15 protein-coding genes are annotated in these 16,790 nt (G+C 62.7%); 10 read left to right on the plus strand and 5 right to left on the minus strand.

Annotated features, from left to right (window positions below; translation table 11 throughout):
- Positions 1 to 40: 40 nt before the first annotated feature.
- Complete coding sequence (locus HMPREF2932_RS00535; protein ID WP_071409368.1) at positions 41 to 1,495, minus strand: glyceraldehyde-3-phosphate dehydrogenase; 1,455 nt, start codon at positions 1,493 to 1,495, stop codon at positions 41 to 43.
- A 64-nt stretch (positions 1,496 to 1,559) separates the two neighbouring features.
- A complete protein-coding gene (locus HMPREF2932_RS00540; protein WP_071409369.1) occupies positions 1,560 to 2,543 on the minus strand; it encodes a nitronate monooxygenase in 984 nt (327 codons plus the stop codon).
- Between the two features lie 38 nt (positions 2,544 to 2,581).
- On the opposite strand from HMPREF2932_RS00540, the gene pth reads away from it, so the two are divergent.
- From pth to HMPREF2932_RS00555, 3 genes are read left to right on the plus strand one after another with little or no spacing between them, the layout of a single operon-like run.
- Positions 2,582 to 3,262 carry an aminoacyl-tRNA hydrolase gene (pth, locus tag HMPREF2932_RS00545; protein WP_071409370.1) on the plus strand — a complete coding sequence of 227 codons (681 nt, stop codon included), beginning with the start codon at positions 2,582 to 2,584 and terminating at the stop codon, positions 3,260 to 3,262.
- A gap of 41 nt (positions 3,263 to 3,303) precedes the next feature.
- The gene (locus HMPREF2932_RS00550; protein WP_070515901.1) at positions 3,304 to 4,161 is read left to right on the plus strand and encodes an SDR family NAD(P)-dependent oxidoreductase; all 858 of its coding nucleotides are present in this window, start codon (positions 3,304 to 3,306) and stop codon (positions 4,159 to 4,161) included.
- Positions 4,162 to 4,185: 24 nt separating this feature from the next.
- Positions 4,186 to 5,817, plus strand: a complete 1,632-nt coding sequence (locus HMPREF2932_RS00555) for a peptide chain release factor 3 (protein WP_071409371.1) — start codon at positions 4,186 to 4,188, stop codon at positions 5,815 to 5,817.
- Between the two features lie 14 nt (positions 5,818 to 5,831).
- Here HMPREF2932_RS00555 and HMPREF2932_RS00560 read toward each other — a convergent pair whose 3' ends face one another.
- Positions 5,832 to 6,701 (minus strand): patatin-like phospholipase family protein, encoded by an 870-nt coding sequence (locus HMPREF2932_RS00560; protein ID WP_049154251.1) that lies wholly within the window; start codon positions 6,699 to 6,701, stop codon positions 5,832 to 5,834.
- Between the two features lie 150 nt (positions 6,702 to 6,851).
- Between HMPREF2932_RS00560 and HMPREF2932_RS00565 the strand changes: the two genes are divergently transcribed.
- Positions 6,852 to 7,145, plus strand: coding sequence for a hypothetical protein (locus HMPREF2932_RS00565; RefSeq protein WP_141756272.1), 294 nt, complete (start codon positions 6,852 to 6,854; stop codon positions 7,143 to 7,145).
- 7 nt (positions 7,146 to 7,152) lie between these two features.
- The gene (locus tag HMPREF2932_RS00570; protein WP_071409372.1) at positions 7,153 to 7,698 is read left to right on the plus strand and encodes a gamma carbonic anhydrase family protein; all 546 of its coding nucleotides are present in this window, start codon (positions 7,153 to 7,155) and stop codon (positions 7,696 to 7,698) included.
- 109 nt (positions 7,699 to 7,807) lie between these two features.
- Here HMPREF2932_RS00570 and HMPREF2932_RS00575 read toward each other — a convergent pair whose 3' ends face one another.
- Positions 7,808 to 8,464 (minus strand): hypothetical protein, encoded by a 657-nt coding sequence (locus HMPREF2932_RS00575; protein WP_071409373.1) that lies wholly within the window; start codon positions 8,462 to 8,464, stop codon positions 7,808 to 7,810.
- A 193-nt stretch (positions 8,465 to 8,657) separates the two neighbouring features.
- On the opposite strand from HMPREF2932_RS00575, the gene HMPREF2932_RS00580 reads away from it, so the two are divergent.
- The 3 genes from HMPREF2932_RS00580 to HMPREF2932_RS00590 are packed head-to-tail and all read left to right on the plus strand — an operon-like array spanning position 8,658 to position 12,206.
- On the plus strand, positions 8,658 to 9,878 hold the full coding sequence (locus tag HMPREF2932_RS00580; protein ID WP_071409374.1) for an NAD-dependent epimerase/dehydratase family protein: 1,221 nt from the start codon (positions 8,658 to 8,660) through the stop codon (positions 9,876 to 9,878).
- A gap of 6 nt (positions 9,879 to 9,884) precedes the next feature.
- A complete protein-coding gene (locus HMPREF2932_RS00585) occupies positions 9,885 to 11,033 on the plus strand; it encodes a glycosyltransferase family 4 protein (protein ID WP_070546183.1) in 1,149 nt (382 codons plus the stop codon).
- Positions 11,034 to 11,045: 12 nt separating this feature from the next.
- The gene (locus tag HMPREF2932_RS00590; RefSeq protein ID WP_070681872.1) at positions 11,046 to 12,206 is read left to right on the plus strand and encodes a DUF6882 domain-containing protein; all 1,161 of its coding nucleotides are present in this window, start codon (positions 11,046 to 11,048) and stop codon (positions 12,204 to 12,206) included.
- A 39-nt stretch (positions 12,207 to 12,245) separates the two neighbouring features.
- Here HMPREF2932_RS00590 and HMPREF2932_RS00595 read toward each other — a convergent pair whose 3' ends face one another.
- Positions 12,246 to 13,280, minus strand: coding sequence for an enoyl-CoA hydratase/isomerase family protein (locus tag HMPREF2932_RS00595; protein ID WP_070510383.1), 1,035 nt, complete (start codon positions 13,278 to 13,280; stop codon positions 12,246 to 12,248).
- Between the two features lie 97 nt (positions 13,281 to 13,377).
- Between HMPREF2932_RS00595 and HMPREF2932_RS00600 the strand changes: the two genes are divergently transcribed.
- Both HMPREF2932_RS00600 and HMPREF2932_RS00605 read left to right on the plus strand, forming a co-directional pair.
- Positions 13,378 to 14,175, plus strand: coding sequence for an HAD-IIB family hydrolase (locus HMPREF2932_RS00600; protein ID WP_232761096.1), 798 nt, complete (start codon positions 13,378 to 13,380; stop codon positions 14,173 to 14,175).
- Between the two features lie 95 nt (positions 14,176 to 14,270).
- Positions 14,271 to 16,625 carry an acyltransferase family protein gene (locus HMPREF2932_RS00605; RefSeq protein WP_246818594.1) on the plus strand — a complete coding sequence of 785 codons (2,355 nt, stop codon included), beginning with the start codon at positions 14,271 to 14,273 and terminating at the stop codon, positions 16,623 to 16,625.
- Positions 16,626 to 16,790: the final 165 nt, after the last annotated feature.

The raw sequence follows: 16,790 nt of genomic DNA on the forward strand, positions 1-16,790 counted from the left end.
CCCGCGCCATGCAGCGCGGGCGGTGTTCTTGTTCTAGCTCTTAGAGTTCAGAGACGTCAACGCGCTTCGGGTAGACCACCGGGCGGGCACCGGCCATGTCCTCGACGATGCGGATGACCTGGTTGGAGTAGCCGAACTCATTGTCGTACCACACGTAAAGCACGAGGTGCTTGCCGGAGGAGATGGTGGCGAGACCATCGACCACACCGGCGTGGGTGGAACCAACGAAGTCAGAGGACACAACTTCCGGAGAAGCGATGTAGGAGATCTGCTGGCGCAAGTCAGAGTGCAGGGACACGTTGCGCAGGAAGTCATTGACCTCGTCGCGGTCAGCTTCCTTCTCCAGCTCGAGGTTGAGCACAGCCATGGACACGTCCGGGGTGGGAACGCGGATGGCGTTACCGGTGAGCTTGCCCTCGAACTCCGGCAGAGCCTTGGACACGGCCTTGGCTGCACCGGTTTCCGTGAGCACCATGTTCAGGCCAGCTGCGCGACCGCGGCGGTCACCCTTGTGGAAGTTATCGATGAGGTTCTGGTCGTTGGTGAAGGAGTGTGCGGTCTCCACATGGCCATGAACCACGCCGTAGCGGTCGTTGATGACCTTGAGCACCGGGGTGATGCCGTTGGTGGTGCAGGATGCGGCGGAGAGGATCTGGTCGGAGTCCTCGATGTCGCCGTGGTTGATGCCGTAGACAATGTTCTTCAGATCGCCCTTGCCCGGAGCGGTGAGCAGCACGCGAGCCACACCCTTGGACTGCAGGTGCTGGGACAGTCCCTCACGGTCGCGCCACACACCGGTGTTGTCGACGACGATGGCGTTGTCGATGCCGTACTTGGTGTAGTCAATGTCCGCCGGGTCATTGGCATAAACCATCTGAATCTTGGTGCCGTTGGCCCAGATGACCTCGTTCTCCTCGTCAACAGCGATGGTGCCATTGAAGGCACCGTGGACGGAGTCACGGCGCAGGAGGGAGGCGCGCTTGAAGATGTCAATGTCACCCTTCTTGCGCACGACGATAGCGCGCAGGCGCACGCCGCCGTAGGCAGCCTCGCGGGCGATGAGGATGCGAGCCAAGAGGCGGCCGATGCGACCGAAGCCGTAGAGAACGACGTCGGTGGACTCCTTATCCACACCGGCGCCGACGAGATCCACGAGGGTCTCCTCGAGGTAGTTGCGCAGGTTATCGGAGCCGGACTCTTCGAAGCCGGTAGCCAGGCGGCCAAGGTCAATGGAAGCGGTGCCCAGGTTCATCGAGCACAGTTCCTTCACAATCGGCAGGGTCTCTGCGGTGGAAAGCTCGCGCTCAGCAATGCGGCGGGCGTAGCGGTGCGCCTTGATGATGTCGATGTCGGTCACGCCGATGAGCAGGCGGCCGTAGATAGAGGTGACAACGTTATTGTTGCGGTGCAGCTGGTGGATGAGCGGGATCATCTCTTGGGCCAGCTCCAGGCGCTCGTTCCAATCCTCGTGCCCAATGTGCGCGTTCGAAGTCACGTGCTTTGTATCCTTTACTCGTCAAAAAGGGTGTAAAACTCTGTCCATCCGTAAATATTAACCGTTATTCATGCCCGTTTGGGTGTAGTTGAGCGAGGATCTCCGCCACACTACCCCCGCCAAGTTTCATTACATCGACACCTACGAGGCAATAGTCCACGTCCGCGTCAAGCTGGGCGCGACGAGGTTTCAGTAGCGCGTTGAGGTAGGGGTAGACCAAAGGCAGGTCCGGGTGTGCCCGCGTGTAGGCGGTCTCCAGCCCGCGGGCGTAGCGCCCAGAGAACGCGCGGGTGGACACCGTCTGGCCACCGCGACGCAGAAGGCCACGGTTGTGTTCACTCGTTCCCGCCTCCTCGGAGAGCAGGAAGGCGGAACCACAGCTGACTGCTTTTACCCCCGGCCAGGCCAGGGCCGTGGCAACATCTTCCGCCGTGCGCAGACCACCCGCGGCAATGAGCGGAAGGTCCGTGACCTGGTGGACCGCCGCGACGAGTTCCTCGAGAGGGCGCTGATCGGGTTCCGCACTCGGGTCCCACACACCACGGTGCCCGCCAGCTTCAGGGCCCTGCACGCACAACACATCGATGCCGCGGGCGGCCGCGGCCTGCGCCTCCTCGGGGTTGGTGACCGTGGTCCACGCCTCTGCCCCAGCGTCATGGATGCGCGCGACCTCGTCCTCGCTAAAGACGCCGAACATCGACCAGAGCACTGCTGCCTCACCCTCCAGCGCGGCGTCGAGCTTGTCCTGCCAGCCGAAGTTGAGGGAGACGTCGCCAAGCACGGCGCCCTCTTCGGCGGCGAGGGACCGTGCAGCCGCGAGTTCCGTTTCGGTCAGCGCGCGCTGCGGGTGAAAGATATTGACCCCGAAGCGCGTACCGGCACACGCAGCGATGGCCTCCCGCGCGGCGTCGACGGAGCACGTCCCCAGCCCCAGCGCGCTGAAGGAACCAGCGGCGTCGGCGGCGGCGACTAACTCAGGCGTGGTGGGCCCGCCCGCCATCGGGGCAGGTAGGACAGGGCAAGTGATAGTCTCAAGAAGTTGACTCATGGTTACCCAGCCTAAAGAAAACCATCAAGGGAGTAGTTGTGTCTGCCATCCGTGACTTTTTCACCCGCCGCTTTGGCCGCGCCGGCGAAGCACCGAATAAGAAAACACAGAAGGCCGCCGCCTCCGGACTTAATCCCTCGGATTTAAGCGCCGAGTGGCTCATCGTGGGTTTGGGTAATCCCGGCGCGAAATACGCCGCGACCCGCCACAATGTGGGGTACATGGCCGTGGATGATCTCCTCGCCGAATCTGGTGACATGCTCGAGCCTGTCACCGGACACCAACTCAGCGCGGCGCAGCTCGAGCTCGGAGGCACGAAGGTCGTAGCGCTGCGCTCACACACCTACATGAACCTCTCTGGCGATCCCATCGCCCCGTTGGCCACGCTGCTGGGCGTTGCGGCAGAGAACATCATCGTCATCCACGATGAGCTCGACCTGCCCGCCGGCAAGGTGCGTATTAAGAAGGGCGGCAACGAAAACGGCCACAACGGCCTTAAGTCACTGAGCGAGCGCTTGGGCACGCGCGATTACCTGCGCGTGCGCATCGGTATCGGGCGCCCACCCAAGGGTGGTTCCATCCCGGATTGGGTGCTCGCGCCTGTCGACGCCAGCGCTGAGCTCGATTCCACCATCGCCACCGCCGCCGAGGCCGCCCGCCTCATCGTGACAGAGGGACTCAGCAAGGCCCAGCAGGAGATCCATTCCCGGGCGAAATAAACCCCGGCGCAGCGGCGCTCAACGCCCTACACTGTCCAAGTATGAGCCGCGCGAGCAAGAACCTGCCTTCTAGTCATGACCCTCGAACAATTGTCATTACCGGTGCTTCGAGCGGGGTGGGCGCGGCCGCTGCCCGCATCCTTCACCAGCGCCGCCCGCAGGATTCGCTCGTGCTCGTGGGCCGGAACCCGGAAAAGACGCAGGCCGTAGCCGAAGAAATTGGTGCGGCCTTTCACGTGGCCAACTACGAGTCTTTGGGCCAAGTTCGCCGTCTCGCGGAAGAGCTAAGCCAGTACCCACAGATTGATGCCTTGGGCAATAACGCCGGCGGCATGTTCGACGGCCCCTTCGCCACCGCCGATGGCTTCGAGCGCACCTGGCAGATCAACGTCGTGGCTCCTTTTCTTCTGACCTCTTTATTGCGCGATACCCTGCGGGCCAGCGATGCCACCGTGGTGCAGACCGCCTCTTTGGCCAACGTCCTGTATTCCGCTTTCGATCCCGGTGACCCAAACACCTTTGAAAAATTCACCGCGGAGCGCGCTTACGGCAACGCCAAGTTGGGCGATATTCTTCTGACCCGCTACCTCGACTCGCATGGTCTGACCTCCGTGGCCTTCCACCCGGGCATTTTGAATACTGGCTTCGGGCATAACTCAACGAGTAGGACAAGCAAGCTCTATTCGACCACTGCGGCTCAATACGTCTTAGGCAAGGCGGACAAGGGCGGGGAGAACTTGGCCTACTTCCTCAGCGGCACCCCAGGCATCCATTTCGAATCCGGCGAGTACTACAACCAGAAGCGCAAGCCAGGCCTGCAGCGGCCGATTGCGAAGAAGCTCTCCGTGGCCCGGCGCGTCTTTGATGATCTGGGCCGCCAGCTCAATGTGGAGTGGTAGCAGCCAGCGGCTAAACTAGCCCGCATGAGTATTGCCTCCGAAGCTTCCCGCCGCCGCACATTCGCCGTCATCGCCCACCCGGATGCTGGTAAGTCCACGCTGACGGAGGCGCTGGCGCTGCACGCGCACGTCATCAACGAAGCCGGCGCGGTGCACGGCAAGGGCAACCGCAAGTCCACGGTCTCTGACTGGATGGAGATGGAGAAGGAGCGCGGCATTTCCGTGGCCTCCTCCGCGCTGCAGTTCGAGTACGCGCCCGAGGGCCACGAGGGCGAGCCCTACATGATCAACCTGGTGGACACCCCGGGCCACGCGGACTTCTCGGAGGATACCTACCGCGTGCTCACGGCGGTGGACGCTGCCGTCATGCTTATCGACGCCGCCAAGGGCCTCGAGCCGCAGACCCTCAAGCTCTTCCGCGTGTGTAAGGCCCGCGGCCTGCCGATCGTCACGGTGATAAACAAGTGGGACCGCGTGGGACGGGAACCGCTGGAGCTTGTCGACGAAATCGTCAACGAAATCCAGCTGCAGCCCACCCCGCTGTACTGGCCGGTAGGTATCGCCGGCGACTTCCGCGGCTTGGCCCACATCAACGATGACGGCGAGGCCGATGAGTACGTGCACTTCCTGCGCACCGCCGGTGGTTCCACCATCGCCCCGGAGGAGCACTACGCGCCTGAGGATGCAGCCGCGAAAGAAGAGGACGCTTGGGAGACGGCCGTGGAGGAAGCAGAGCTGCTGGCTGCCGATGGCGCCCTGCACGACCAGGAGCTCTTCGAGCAATGCGTGACCTCCCCGCTCATCTTCGCCTCTGCGATGCTGAACTTCGGCGTGCACCAGATTCTGGATACGCTGTGCGCCATCGCCCCGGCTCCGCGCTCCCGCGATTCGGATCCGCAGGCCATTGAAGCGGCCACCTCCGCCATCGACGAGGTACGTGAGGTTACTGACGACTTTGCGGGCGTCATCTTCAAGGTGCAGGCGGGCATGGACCGCAAGCACCGCGATAACTTGGCCTTTATGCGCGTGGTCTCCGGTGAGTTTGAGCGCGGCATGCAGGTCAACCACGCCCAATCCGGCCGCAGCTTCTCCACCAAGTATGCGCTGACGGTCTTCGGCCGCACGCGTGACACCGTGGACACGGCTTACCCGGGTGACATCGTGGGCTTGGTCAACGCCGGTTCCTTGGCTCCCGGTGACACGATTTACACAGGCAAGAAGGTACAGTTCAAGCCCATGCCGCAGTTCGCGCCGGAGTCCTTCCGCATCCTACGCGCGAAGTCTTTGGGTGATTACAAGGCATTCCGCAAGGGCTTGGACCAGCTGGCTGCGGAGGGCGTGGTCCAGATTCTGCGCAACGATACGCGTGGCGATGCCGCCCCAGTCATGGCCGCGGTGGGCCCCATGCAGTTCGAGGTCATGCAGGCTCGCATGGAGGTCGAGTACAACGTGGAGACCATCACCGAGCCCATCCCCTACTCCGTGGCGCGCCGCACCGACGCCGAATCCGCGCCCGAGTTGGGCCGCCAGCGCGGCGTGGAGATCTTCACCCGCACCGACGGCGAGCTCATCGCGCTCTTTGGTGATAAGTGGAAGCTGGCCTTCATTGAGAAGGAGCACCCGGAGCTGACCATCGAAACCCTCGTGGCGGATTAGGCACAGCGTTTCCCTTAACTGCTGAGGAATTCCTTCCACGCCGGCCATTCCGCATAGGTCTGCGCGCGCCCGGCTTCATAGTTCGCGCGCAGCTTAGTCACCGAGCGCTCGGTCGAAGCCACCTGCATATCCTCTGGGAAGAAAAGCTGTGCACGCCCCTCCTTTTCCAGCTCCAGAAGCCGCTCCTTGGAGGCGTTGTACCGGGGCGGCCGGGCAATCATTGACTCCGCCACGGCAGGGTACTTTCGGAAGATTCGTCGCAGCGCCGCGGGCCGCCCTACCTCAGGCCGCACGTAGCCACGCGGTTTCGAGCCAAGGAACAAGAACTTTTCAAAGCCGGCCTTCTCCGCCTGCTCGATGAGGATGCCACCGGATTCCCCCATCGCACCGTCGACGTACGGTGCGCCATCGATAACACGCATCGGCATGATCAGCGGCAACGTCGAAGACGCGCGAACGCGCACCATCAGGTCCTCTTGTGTCTTTATGTCATTGCGCCCCCAGTACACGCTCTCCCCGGTATCGGCGCGCGCGGCGGAAATACACATCTGCGCCGGGTTGGCCTGAAATGCTTCCCAGTCAAAGGGCATGTCCTGATCGGCGGCCTTCTCATAGATGAACTCCGCATTGAAGTAGCCGCTACCGCGCAGCAGCGAACCCAGGCCACCGAAGCTGGGGTTCTTGGCAAAATCCACGAAGGATTCTTCCGAGCGGCTCACGTCGCGGGAGAGGAAGTTCACGGTGTGTGAAGAGCCCGCGGAAACACCTCCAACCCAGCCAAATTCCACCTCCTCCTTTAGGAGCTTGACGATGCACGCGGCGGTATAGGAATTGCGCATGCCGCCGCCTTCAATGACGAGTGCTGTATCTTTCGCGTCAATCACAGTGCCCGATGGTACCCCCGCGCTAGGATCGCGCCATGGGATTGTTTTCTGCGGTTAAGAATGCCGTCGACAAGCTTGGCGGCTCCAGCACTGTCCGTTTGGCCTCCCCGGATCCCCACGCCGTCGAGGTTTCTTTCGATCATCTTTCCCGTGCACACTGCGAGCGGTCTCATCATCCTGGTTACCTCCCCTGCCGGTGCGCAGGTGCTCAGTGAGGTGGCGCGCTCCGGCGAGCCCGCGCAGTTGCGTGGCCCTCAGACCACGGTGCATCTCTCCCCCACGACTAGAGAACAGCGTCCCGTCCACGACCCCAAGAAGGGATGGGCCATCCCGTTGTCGCTTGCAGAAAGAGAGACGCTGTCCCAACTCAACGCCGAGCCCGGCGATTATGAAATATCCGAGTCACTCGCTGTGTCCGTCGAACTCACCCCTGAAGAAAGCTAAGCCAGACATGCTCATCCTCCCCTTCCAAGGGCACACGCCCCGCATCCACCGCAGCGCCTGGATTGCACCGAATGCCACCATCATCGGTGACGTCACCATCGGGCCCGATTCTTCCGTGTTCTATGGCAGCGTGCTGCGCGGGGATGTTGGTGCCATTCGCCTTGGCGCCCGCGTCAATATCCAGGACAACTGCGTCATCCACGTCGAAACCACTGCGCCGTGTGTGCTGGAGGATGACGTCACCGTGGGCCACATGGCCATGCTCCACGGCACGCGGGTGGGCGCGGGCACGCTGGTTGGAATGAAGTCTTCTTTGCTTTCCGGCTCCACCGTGGGCACAGGCTCTCTCATCGCCGCCGGCGCGGTGGTGCTCGAGGGCCAAAACATTCCCGCCGGCGCCCTAGCCGCCGGGGTGCCCGCCAAGGTGCGCCGTGCGTTGAGCCCTGAGGAATCCGCCGCCTTCATCCCGCACGCCGCGCGCTACGTCGACATTGCTAAGAATCAGGCGCCGCTTGGCGACGCCCTCCCCCTCGACGACGTCCTCTACGACTAGCACCGCAACTGCCGTTGTTGACAAAACTCCCGAGCCCGCCGCAAAAACTGACCAGAACTTTGGCAACTAGGGCAGTTCACTTTTGAACTCTTGCCCACCAGCCGGCTCGTTATAGAAGAGCAACGAGACCCATCACCACCAGGAAGGCGGCCACTCCGTAGCCGCTCCAAAGCGCAACCGCTGCGGAGTTCTCCCGCGCCCACGCGAAGGCGCGTCCGGCCCAGGAGTCTGGCTTCGCCCGCACAAGCGCGATGAAAAGCCCGCACACCGTGGGCAAGGACAGCGCAAAGGTGGCGTAGAAGAAGAGGCCACCGTATTTAACGGTGTTGCTGAAATCCCCGGCAGCAAGGTGCATCAGCCCATAAAAGAAGGGTACGGAGGTCAAGGACTGGATAACACCCATGGCGTAGCCCACCACGACAGTCTTGGCCGAGGGCGTGCGCAGTGGGCCGAGGAGTTTCTGCACCATGTCATTGGGTTCGCCCTTGGAGCGCCAGGCCAGAAGGCCCAGCCCCAGGCCGATGACCACTAGACCCCAACCAAGCAGCGGTGATTCCAGCGCGGCGGCCACCTTGTCCTGGATACCGACGAAGACGAACATCACCACAGCAGCGGCGGTGAGCACACCGATCCAGTCACCGACGATGACGAGGGCCGCGATCTTGCGGTAGCTCCCCCGCGGAAGCATGATGCCGATGGCCACCAGGATTCCGATGAGAAGCGCGTTGACGGAATCGGCGAAGGCATTCAGCACGGCTTCAAGCATGCGGGCTAGTCTACAGGCTCTTAGAGAACATTCATCTACTGTTTACCCCGCGCGCCCCCGACGCAGGCAAGCAAACGGTATGTTCGAAAAAGTGTGCCACGTAACGCACCCCAAACTTACGCGTGTCAACATAGACTAGGCCCCTGCTGGTACAGCACGTTTTGACCCCGACCCAAGAAGTGGAGAGACAAAAATGAAGGTAGCGATTCTCGGCGGAGACGGCTTCTGCGGTTGGCCCGCTTCCCTCTATCTCTCCGACCAAGGCCACGAGGTCATCATCGTGGATAACCTCTCCCGGCGTGCCATCGATGAGGAGTTGGGCGCGGAATCCTTAACACCCATCGCCTCCATTGAGGAGCGCCTGTCCGCGTGGACCGAGGTCTCCGGCAAGACCATCGGCTTCCGTAACCTCGACGTGGCCCAGGACTACGACGGCTTGCTGGAGTTCCTGAATACCGAACGCCCGGATGCGGTGGTGCACTTCGCTGAGCAGCGCGCCGCCCCCTATTCCATGAAGAATTCGCGCACCAAACGCTACACGGTGGATAACAACACCAACGCCACCCACAACTTGCTCGCCGCCATCGTGGAATCTGAGCAAGATATCCACGTCGCCCACTTGGGCACCATGGGTGTCTACGGCTACGGCACCGCCGGTATGAAGATTCCGGAGGGCTACCTGGATGTGCAGGTGGATGCGGGCGAGAATGGCGTCGTCAAGCAGCAAATCCTCTACCCCTCCAACCCGGGCTCGGTCTACCACATGACGAAGGTCCTGGACCAGCACCTGTTTGCCTACTACGCCAAGAATGATGAGCTGCGCATCACCGACCTACACCAGGGCATCATCTGGGGCACGCACACTGAGCAGACCCAGAAGGACGAGCGCCTCATTAACCGCTTTGATTATGACGGTGACTACGGAACGGTGCTCAACCGCTTCCTCATTCAGGCCGGCATTGGTTATCCGCTGACCGTCCACGGCACCGGCGGACAGACCCGCGCCTTTATTCACATTCGTGACATGGTGCGCTGCATCGAGCTAGCCCTGCAGAATCCGCCGGCACGCGGGGAGCGCGTCAAGATCATCAACCAGATGACCGAAACCCACCGCGTGCGTGACCTGGCAGAACTACTGGCGAAGATCTCTGGTGCGGAAGTGGCTTATGTGCCGAACCCGCGCAAGGAATCCGCAGAGAATGAACTCCACGTCACCAACGACACGTTCCTCGAGCTCGGCCTGGAGCCGACCACTTTGTCGGAGGGGTTGCTCCACGAGGTGGAGGAAGTCGCGCGTAAGTACGCCGACCGTGTTGACCGCTCCAAGATTCCAGCCCAGTCGCTGTGGACGCGCCAGCAGCACGCTGGTGTTCCCGAAGCCTTGGCCAACGGCGCGGACGCTGCGGAGGCTTAAACCTTCGTGCGCATCGCTATCGTTACCGAGGTCTTCCTGCCCAAGATCGACGGCGTGGTCACCCGCCTGACGCGCACGCTGGACCAGCTGGCCGCGATGGGCCATGAGGTGCGGATTTTTGCCACAGGCAAGGCCCCTGACACCTATGCCGGCTTCGAGGTCACCCGCATCCCCAGTTTGTCGCTGTGGGTCTACCCGGAGATTAAATTCGGTTTGCCCTCGTGGAAATTCTTCAAGGAAATCCGGGATTTCGATCCCGATGTCATCCACGCGGTCAATCCCATTTGGACCGCGGCCCTCGGCGTCTTTGCCGCGCAGCGCGATGCCGTACCGCTGGTAGCCAGCTTCCACACCAATGTCCCCGAGTACGTTGAAGCGCTGGGGATTGGGTGGACTAGGCCGCTGACCGAAGCCGCGCTGAAGTATCTGCACAACCAGGCTGCGGTGAACCTGTGCACCTCCGGCCCCATGGTGGATAAGGCTCGGATGATGGGGATCCGCAACGTGCAGCTGTGGCCCAAGGCTGTTGATACGCAGACCTATCACCCCAGTCGCGCCACGGAACAGATGCGCGAGCGCCTGACCGACGGTAACCCGGATTCCCCGTTGGTGACCTATATCGGCCGCGTCTCCAAGGAGAAGGACTTGGAACGCCTCGATCACGTGATGGAACTGGTGAGGGCACAGCTTAGCGACGCCCGCCTGGCCATCGTCGGCGATGGCCCCGCCTTGGAGGAGCTCAAGTCCAACTTCGATCCTGCGCACACCGTATTCACGGGCTACCTCTCCGGCGAGGAGCTCGCCGCCGCCTTCGCCGTGGGGGATGTCTTCCTCTTCCCCTCCGCCACAGAGACCTTGGGACTCGTGGCTCTCGAGTCCTTCGCCTCTGGGGTTCCGGTCATCGGCACGAATGCCGGCGGCATCCCCTTCGTTATCGAAGAAGGCGTCACAGGACATCTCATCGAGCCCGACGCTGACGACACCGCGTGGGCCAGCGCCGCTCTCGGCCTCCTGCGTGATTCCTCCCGCCGGGCGCAGATGGGACAGGCCGCCCGCCGCGAAGCTGAAAAACATTCCTGGGTAGAATCCACCCAAGCCCTCCTTCAGGCCTACGAGGAGGCCATCGAGCACCCCTTCCGCAGGAATACAAACTAGTCAAGGAGACCCATGGATTCAGCCCAGAACCTGTACTCCGCTGGCGCCTTTATCCAAGCCGGCATCGACGCCACGTTTGCCTCACGCCTAGGCGTCGTTCGCGACGTCGAGGTGAATTTCATTCCCACCGATTCCGTATCAGCAGCCTCGGAGGAAGGGCAGCCAGACCTGGATCAGCGCGCCGTCGTGCGTTTTAGCACTGATTCCGGGGTCTATGATTTCGATGGACTGCGTCTTGCCACCATCCACAACGGGGAGCTTCGCTGGGCCACCGGCATGGCAGAGCACGCACCGCAGCCGGAATTCCACGGGCCACAACCTGACTCTGCCCTGCTGCGCGGCTTGGCACGACGGCTGGTGGGCGACCGGCCTGTTGTCCGCGTCCCACAGGGCGATGGCGAAGCATTGGTCGCCGTCGATTTCGCGGAGATTAACCCGGATCCTCGGGTGAGCATCCTGGCCGGAATTGAGCACTCAGGGGACGTCGCCGGTGGGGTCGACGAGCGCCTAGCCACCGCCGAGTTGTCCTCCTACCTGGGCATTCTGCAGAGCCACGCGGAAAATCTCGCGCTTTTCCACGGCTCCCGGATCGTAGGTCTCCCCCAGGCCCCGGGCCGCGTTGGGCTCAGCGCGCGCGAGGTGTTGGCCGACGCCCACTTCCTCGCCACCGAGCACAACTTCTTCTTGGAGGCCCGCTTCCCCAACCTGTGGGCGGACCTTGATCCTGTTACGTCGCGGACCGTGGTGAACTCCGATTACGGCTCGCTCACGGTGCCCGCGCACCTCATCGCGACGATCGACGCCTCCACGAACGCCTTCACCTGGGCCTGGGCAGATGAGCTGTCCAGCTCCATGTCCGCCCAAGCAGCGGCGAACCTGCGCCGCTTCGGATATGACCAGGCTATCCCCGAGTTGATTCGGGCCCGCGTGTCCATCACTGAGGCACGCTCTGCACGCTTGCCACAGCTGGCCATGCCAGTTCTGGGCCTGTGGACCTTGCTGCCAGTGCAGCTTCCCGACGGCCGCCAAGGCCTCGCGCTGTCCGATGCCCCCGCGTTCCACCTCCCCGCACCGACTCCGGCGGCCACGCAAGCCACCCTCAACGTTGCGGTGCCGGCAGGCGTGGACGAGCAGCGGGCGCGCGCTGCCTACCACCGGGCGCGCCCCCTATAAGTGCTCGGACAGCGCTGAGTGCGTGAGCGGCTGGGAGCGTTAGGAGTTCAGCACGGCGCGGAACTCCTCGACGTCAACCTCCTCTGTGGTGGCCGGGTTAAACGCTGCGTCCTGGGTCTTGTCCACTAGTACCGCGCGCACGCCCTCAGAAAAGTCGGGACGGCGGTACATGTGCATGCCCAGCTTGAGTTCCAAAAGGAGGGCCTCGCGAATGTCGTCGACACCGGCCTCTGCCTCATAAAGCTCGTTAGCCGCGATAATGGCAGCTGGGCACGCCCCTGCCATAAGGCGGCGGACCTCACCGGCAATGAGCGGGCGCTTGTCCAGCTCCGCGGAGATTTCCTCCCACGTTGGCAGGGCAAACGTCTCCTCCAGGTCCTTGGCCACCTGCTCCAGCGGGGCGGGCTCTTCGGGTGCGGGCAGGGCGAGGTCCTCCAGCGCGGCATCAATACCGCGCTCAATGGCGGCCTCAATCAGCTCGTGTGCATCCTTGACAACGTGGGTTGCCACGCCAGTCCACAACATGTCTGCGGCATACATGCGGTATCCACTAAGACCCCAGAACTTGGCCAAGCCCGGTGAGGCGATACCGCGGGTGCCCACCATGCGCTGGGCCGCATAGGCCACACCGACGTCGGTGACATAGCCGATGTTCATCTCCGGCATCGAGGCGAAGGCCTTTTCCGTCACCACGCGGTGCGAGCCGTGCAGGGAAATGCCCAATCCACCGCCCATGACAACACCGTCGATGACGGCGATATAGGGCTTCGGGAACTCTGCGATATCACCGTTAGTGAGGTACTCGCTGGCGAAGAAGGCATCGACCTCCTCCAGCTTGCCTTCCGCGATTCCCTCCCGCGCGTGACGCACATCGCCGCCCGCGCAAAATGCCTTAGGGCTATTGGAGTAAATCAGGACCTGCTCAATCTCATCGTCCTGCGCCCACGTTTCGAGGGAGCGGCGGATGATATCGATCATGTCCGGGGTCAACGAGTTCAGGGCCTTCGGCCGATTGAGTTCGAGGACTCCGGTATGGTTGCGGACGGAAACGAGTACTGGATCAGTCGTAGTCATGCGCACCAGTGTTCCATATCACACATGTTTCAGCCACCTGTTTTTGAGGCTGGTTTTAACATCGACCCCTGCTTCTAAACCCAACCTTCAGATTGGTGTGAATTTCTTGCTCCCACAGCTTGTTGCTCTTGACATGGACGGCACCCTCCTCGATGCCCACGGTCAGCTGCCCGCAGACTTTTCAGAGCTTGAGGAGCTCGCCACTGCCCGCGGCTGCGAGCTGGTTCCGGCCTCGGGACGCCAGCTGGCCACCCTACAAGACATGTTCCCAAAGGGTGGCACATTCATTGCCGAGAACGGCTCGGTGATTTTGCGCGGCAGCGAGATCATCGCCACCTTCCCGCTGCAGGAAGAAACCGTGCGCGCGGCGCGCGAGGCCGCAGCCTCCATCAGCGAGGCACACACCGTCGTTCTCTGTTCTCCGGAGACCGCCTACGTGGCGCGGGATGTCACGCAGGCAGCACGCGCGGAGATTTCCAAGTATTACAAGGCGGTCACGTGGGTCGACGACTTGGACGACGTCCCCAATAGCGACATCATCAAGATCGCCATCTTCTGCGAATCCGGTTCCGAGGCTCACCTCTACGAGCCGATTCGTCGCGCCGTACCGGAGGACAACGTGGCGGTATCGGGCAAGGTCTGGCTCGATGTCATGGCCCGCGGCGTGGATAAAGGCGCAGCCTTGCTCAAGCTCGCTGAACTTGCCAACGTTCCAATCACCGCCACCGTGGCCTTCGGTGACTACCTCAATGACCTCGAAATGCTGCGTGCCGCTGGGACGGCTATCGCCATGGACAACGCGCATCCGAAGCTGAAGGAAATAGCGGATATTATCGCGCCTGCCAATACCGACAATGGTGTGAGCACGGTGCTGCGCCAGCTTCTGCGCACCTAACACGCTCCCAGGAAACCTTCCCGATTCTCTGCCACCACCCGAGTAGGATTACCCCGGTTCCCTAGACCCCCGATCCCTTACGTGTGGAGTGTTCAGTGAAGAAGTTCCTGCGATCCCCTGGGCCCCGTGTCCCTCGTCGGGCCACGGACACCTCCCTTGAGCTGGACCCGGGGTCCCTCCCCAAGGCATCCGCTGTGCGCAAGGCCAAGCTGCACAAAGCCCGCGAGGCCGCCGAGGAAACCCCCTCGCCGCGCCGCCGCCCGCTCCCGCGCGCTACGCGGCCACAGCGTATTCAATCTACCCGGCCGCAGTGCGACGAACAGCCCCGTCCGGCTCAGCCTGTCGAGCGGATCGCCAAGGCCGCTTCGCAGCCCCCAGCTCAGCCCACACCCGCCGAGAGTTCCCCCGAACCACGGCCTGAGAATGAGATATCGCGCGCCTTGGCGCGGCGCTCGCAGCCCGTCGGCACACCGACGAGCAAGCAGCTCAAAACACCACGCCCCTCCCGGGAACAGCGCCAAGCCGCGCGACAGGACAACACGAAGGGCGCTGACACTCCAGCGGTGCCAAAGGAATCTGCCACCGTCACGCGCCAGCGTCGCGCGCGCCTGCGCCCGGTACCGGGCTTGGATGGGCTGCGCGGTCTCGCGGTCTTGGCGGTCGTGCTCTACCACTTCTTCGGGGATCTGCTCCCCGGCGGATACCTCGGCGTGGATATGTTCTTTGTCCTCTCCGGCTTCCTCATTACCTCGCTGCTCGTGCGCGAATTCGCCGTGAGCGGGCGCATCAGCCTCACCGACTTCTGGGTCCGGCGCTTCCGGCGTATCCTTCCGGCTGCGCTCGTCGTCTTATGCCTGTGCACGGCCCTCGTCGCCATGATTGGCGGGGACCTCGCCGTGGGGATCCGGGAACAATTCTTGGGGACCTTCTTCTTCGTCAACAACTGGACCCAGATCGCCACCAGCCAGACCTACTTTGCACCCAATGAGGTGCAAGTCTTTGCCCACTACTGGTCCCTAGCGGTTGAGGAGCAATTCTACCTCCTGTGGCCCCTACTGATGTTTGGAGCTTTTGCTCTGTCGCGGCGCCAGCCCAAGCGCCTGCCCATCGCGCTTTCTCTTGTCCTCGCCGCCGCCTCCGCTGCCGCGATGGCGCTGCTGTTCACTCCGGGCGAAGACCCCACACGTGTTTATTACGGCACCGATACCCATGCCTTCGGCCTCCTCATCGGTGCGCTGTTATCCCTTCTACTCACCTCGACGTCTAAGGAGGCAAAGGCGGACTCGTGGGCGTCGACAAGCATGGGTGCTCTCGCCGGCACCGTCGGAGCCCTCGCCCTGGTTGGTTACCTGGCGCAGCTGGTGTGGATGGGCGCGGACCTTGAGTTCACCTACCGCGGCGGCCTGGTCCTCACCAGCCTCCTCGGCGCGGCAATGATCTGGGGCGTGGTGCGTGAGACCGGACCGCTCACATGGCTCTTCCGCACCCGGGTGATGCGGTGGCTGGGCCAGCGCTCCTTCTCGCTCTACCTGTGGCATTGGCCGGTGGTGATGATCCTCCGCGAGCTGTCTGATGCCCCGGCGTGGCTGCTGGGACTACTCGCGCTTCCCGTGTCCTGCCTGTTGGCTGAGGTGACGTATCAGTTCGTGGAAAACCCCTTCCGCCGCGCCGGATATGTCGCCACGTGGCGCACCTATTGGGCTTCGCGCCCCACGGTGGCCGAGATGAAAGACGGTTTCGGCAAGGCCATGTGGCCTGCCGTGCCCGCCATGGTGATCCTCTCGGCGCTGGGCGTGGCCTATGGGCTGGTCACGTCACAGGACCAGACCGAGCTCGAGCGAGAATTGGAGCGCATGTCCCATGCCAATGAGCAGGCAGCGGCATCGGCCCCGGCAACACCAACAGAGACCAAGAAGCCTCCAGAAAAGCGCGCACTGCCTGCGGGCACGGCGATCAATGCGGTGGGTGATTCGGTCATGCTTGCTTCCTCCGAAGCCCTCAACGAGCGTTTCCCGGGGATTCTCATCGACGCGGAGGTGTCCCGCCAGTATGCCGAGGCGATTGCGGAAATCCGGCAGCTGAAGGAGTCCGGGCAGCTACGCTCCACCGTCTTTGTGGGGCTGGGCACGAACGGACCGGCGGCAGACGGCGAGATAGACGAGCTCCTCACCATTCTCGGTTCCGATCGCACGGTCATCCTCGTCGTGCCCTACGGCGAGCGCGACTGGATGGGGCAGGCGCGCGCAGAGATTATCGAGGCTGCAAAGGAGCACGACAACGTCTACGTGGCCGACTGGTGCGGCAGGGCCCAAGAGAACCCGTCGCTGCTGTACGACGACGGCGTGCACCCACAGGCCGAGGGCGCAGCGCTGTATGTGCAGGCGCTTTCCGACGCCCTCGAGCAGTACTCCCGCGGAGAAAAATCCATCACCACGGGCTGCTCGCTCTAGCCTTCGGCCGCTCTCGAATCAGCTGCTCTCCAATCAGGGCAGTGCGCTAGCAGCATTGTCCCAGCAGCACTGCCAAAGTTGACAAAGTTCTGGCCAGATCCTGCGGCGGGAGCACATGTTTTGGCAACTCGGGCAGTTGACAGGATTCGCCTCTAGGCCCGAGCA

It is taken from the genome of Corynebacterium sp. HMSC074H12 (assembly GCF_001813755.1).
Classification (GTDB): domain Bacteria; phylum Actinomycetota; class Actinomycetes; order Mycobacteriales; family Mycobacteriaceae; genus Corynebacterium; species Corynebacterium hiratae.

What these genes read in the sequence shown, in the direction of transcription:
- HMPREF2932_RS00595 (WP_070510383.1), bottom strand. Translation starts at nt 13,280, where the DNA reads ATGACTACGACTGATCCAGTACTCGTTTCCGTCCGCAACCATACCGGA.
- HMPREF2932_RS00540 (WP_071409369.1), bottom strand. Translation starts at nt 2,543, where the DNA reads ATGAGTCAACTTCTTGAGACTATCACTTGCCCTGTCCTACCTGCCCCG.
- HMPREF2932_RS00580 (WP_071409374.1), top strand. Translation starts at nt 8,658, where the DNA reads ATGAAGGTAGCGATTCTCGGCGGAGACGGCTTCTGCGGTTGGCCCGCT.
- HMPREF2932_RS00555 (WP_071409371.1), top strand. Translation starts at nt 4,186, where the DNA reads ATGAGTATTGCCTCCGAAGCTTCCCGCCGCCGCACATTCGCCGTCATC.
- HMPREF2932_RS00575 (WP_071409373.1), bottom strand. Translation starts at nt 8,464, where the DNA reads ATGCTTGAAGCCGTGCTGAATGCCTTCGCCGATTCCGTCAACGCGCTT.
- HMPREF2932_RS00590 (WP_070681872.1), top strand. Translation starts at nt 11,046, where the DNA reads ATGGATTCAGCCCAGAACCTGTACTCCGCTGGCGCCTTTATCCAAGCC.
- HMPREF2932_RS00550 (WP_070515901.1), top strand. Translation starts at nt 3,304, where the DNA reads ATGAGCCGCGCGAGCAAGAACCTGCCTTCTAGTCATGACCCTCGAACA.
- HMPREF2932_RS00570 (WP_071409372.1), top strand. Translation starts at nt 7,153, where the DNA reads ATGCTCATCCTCCCCTTCCAAGGGCACACGCCCCGCATCCACCGCAGC.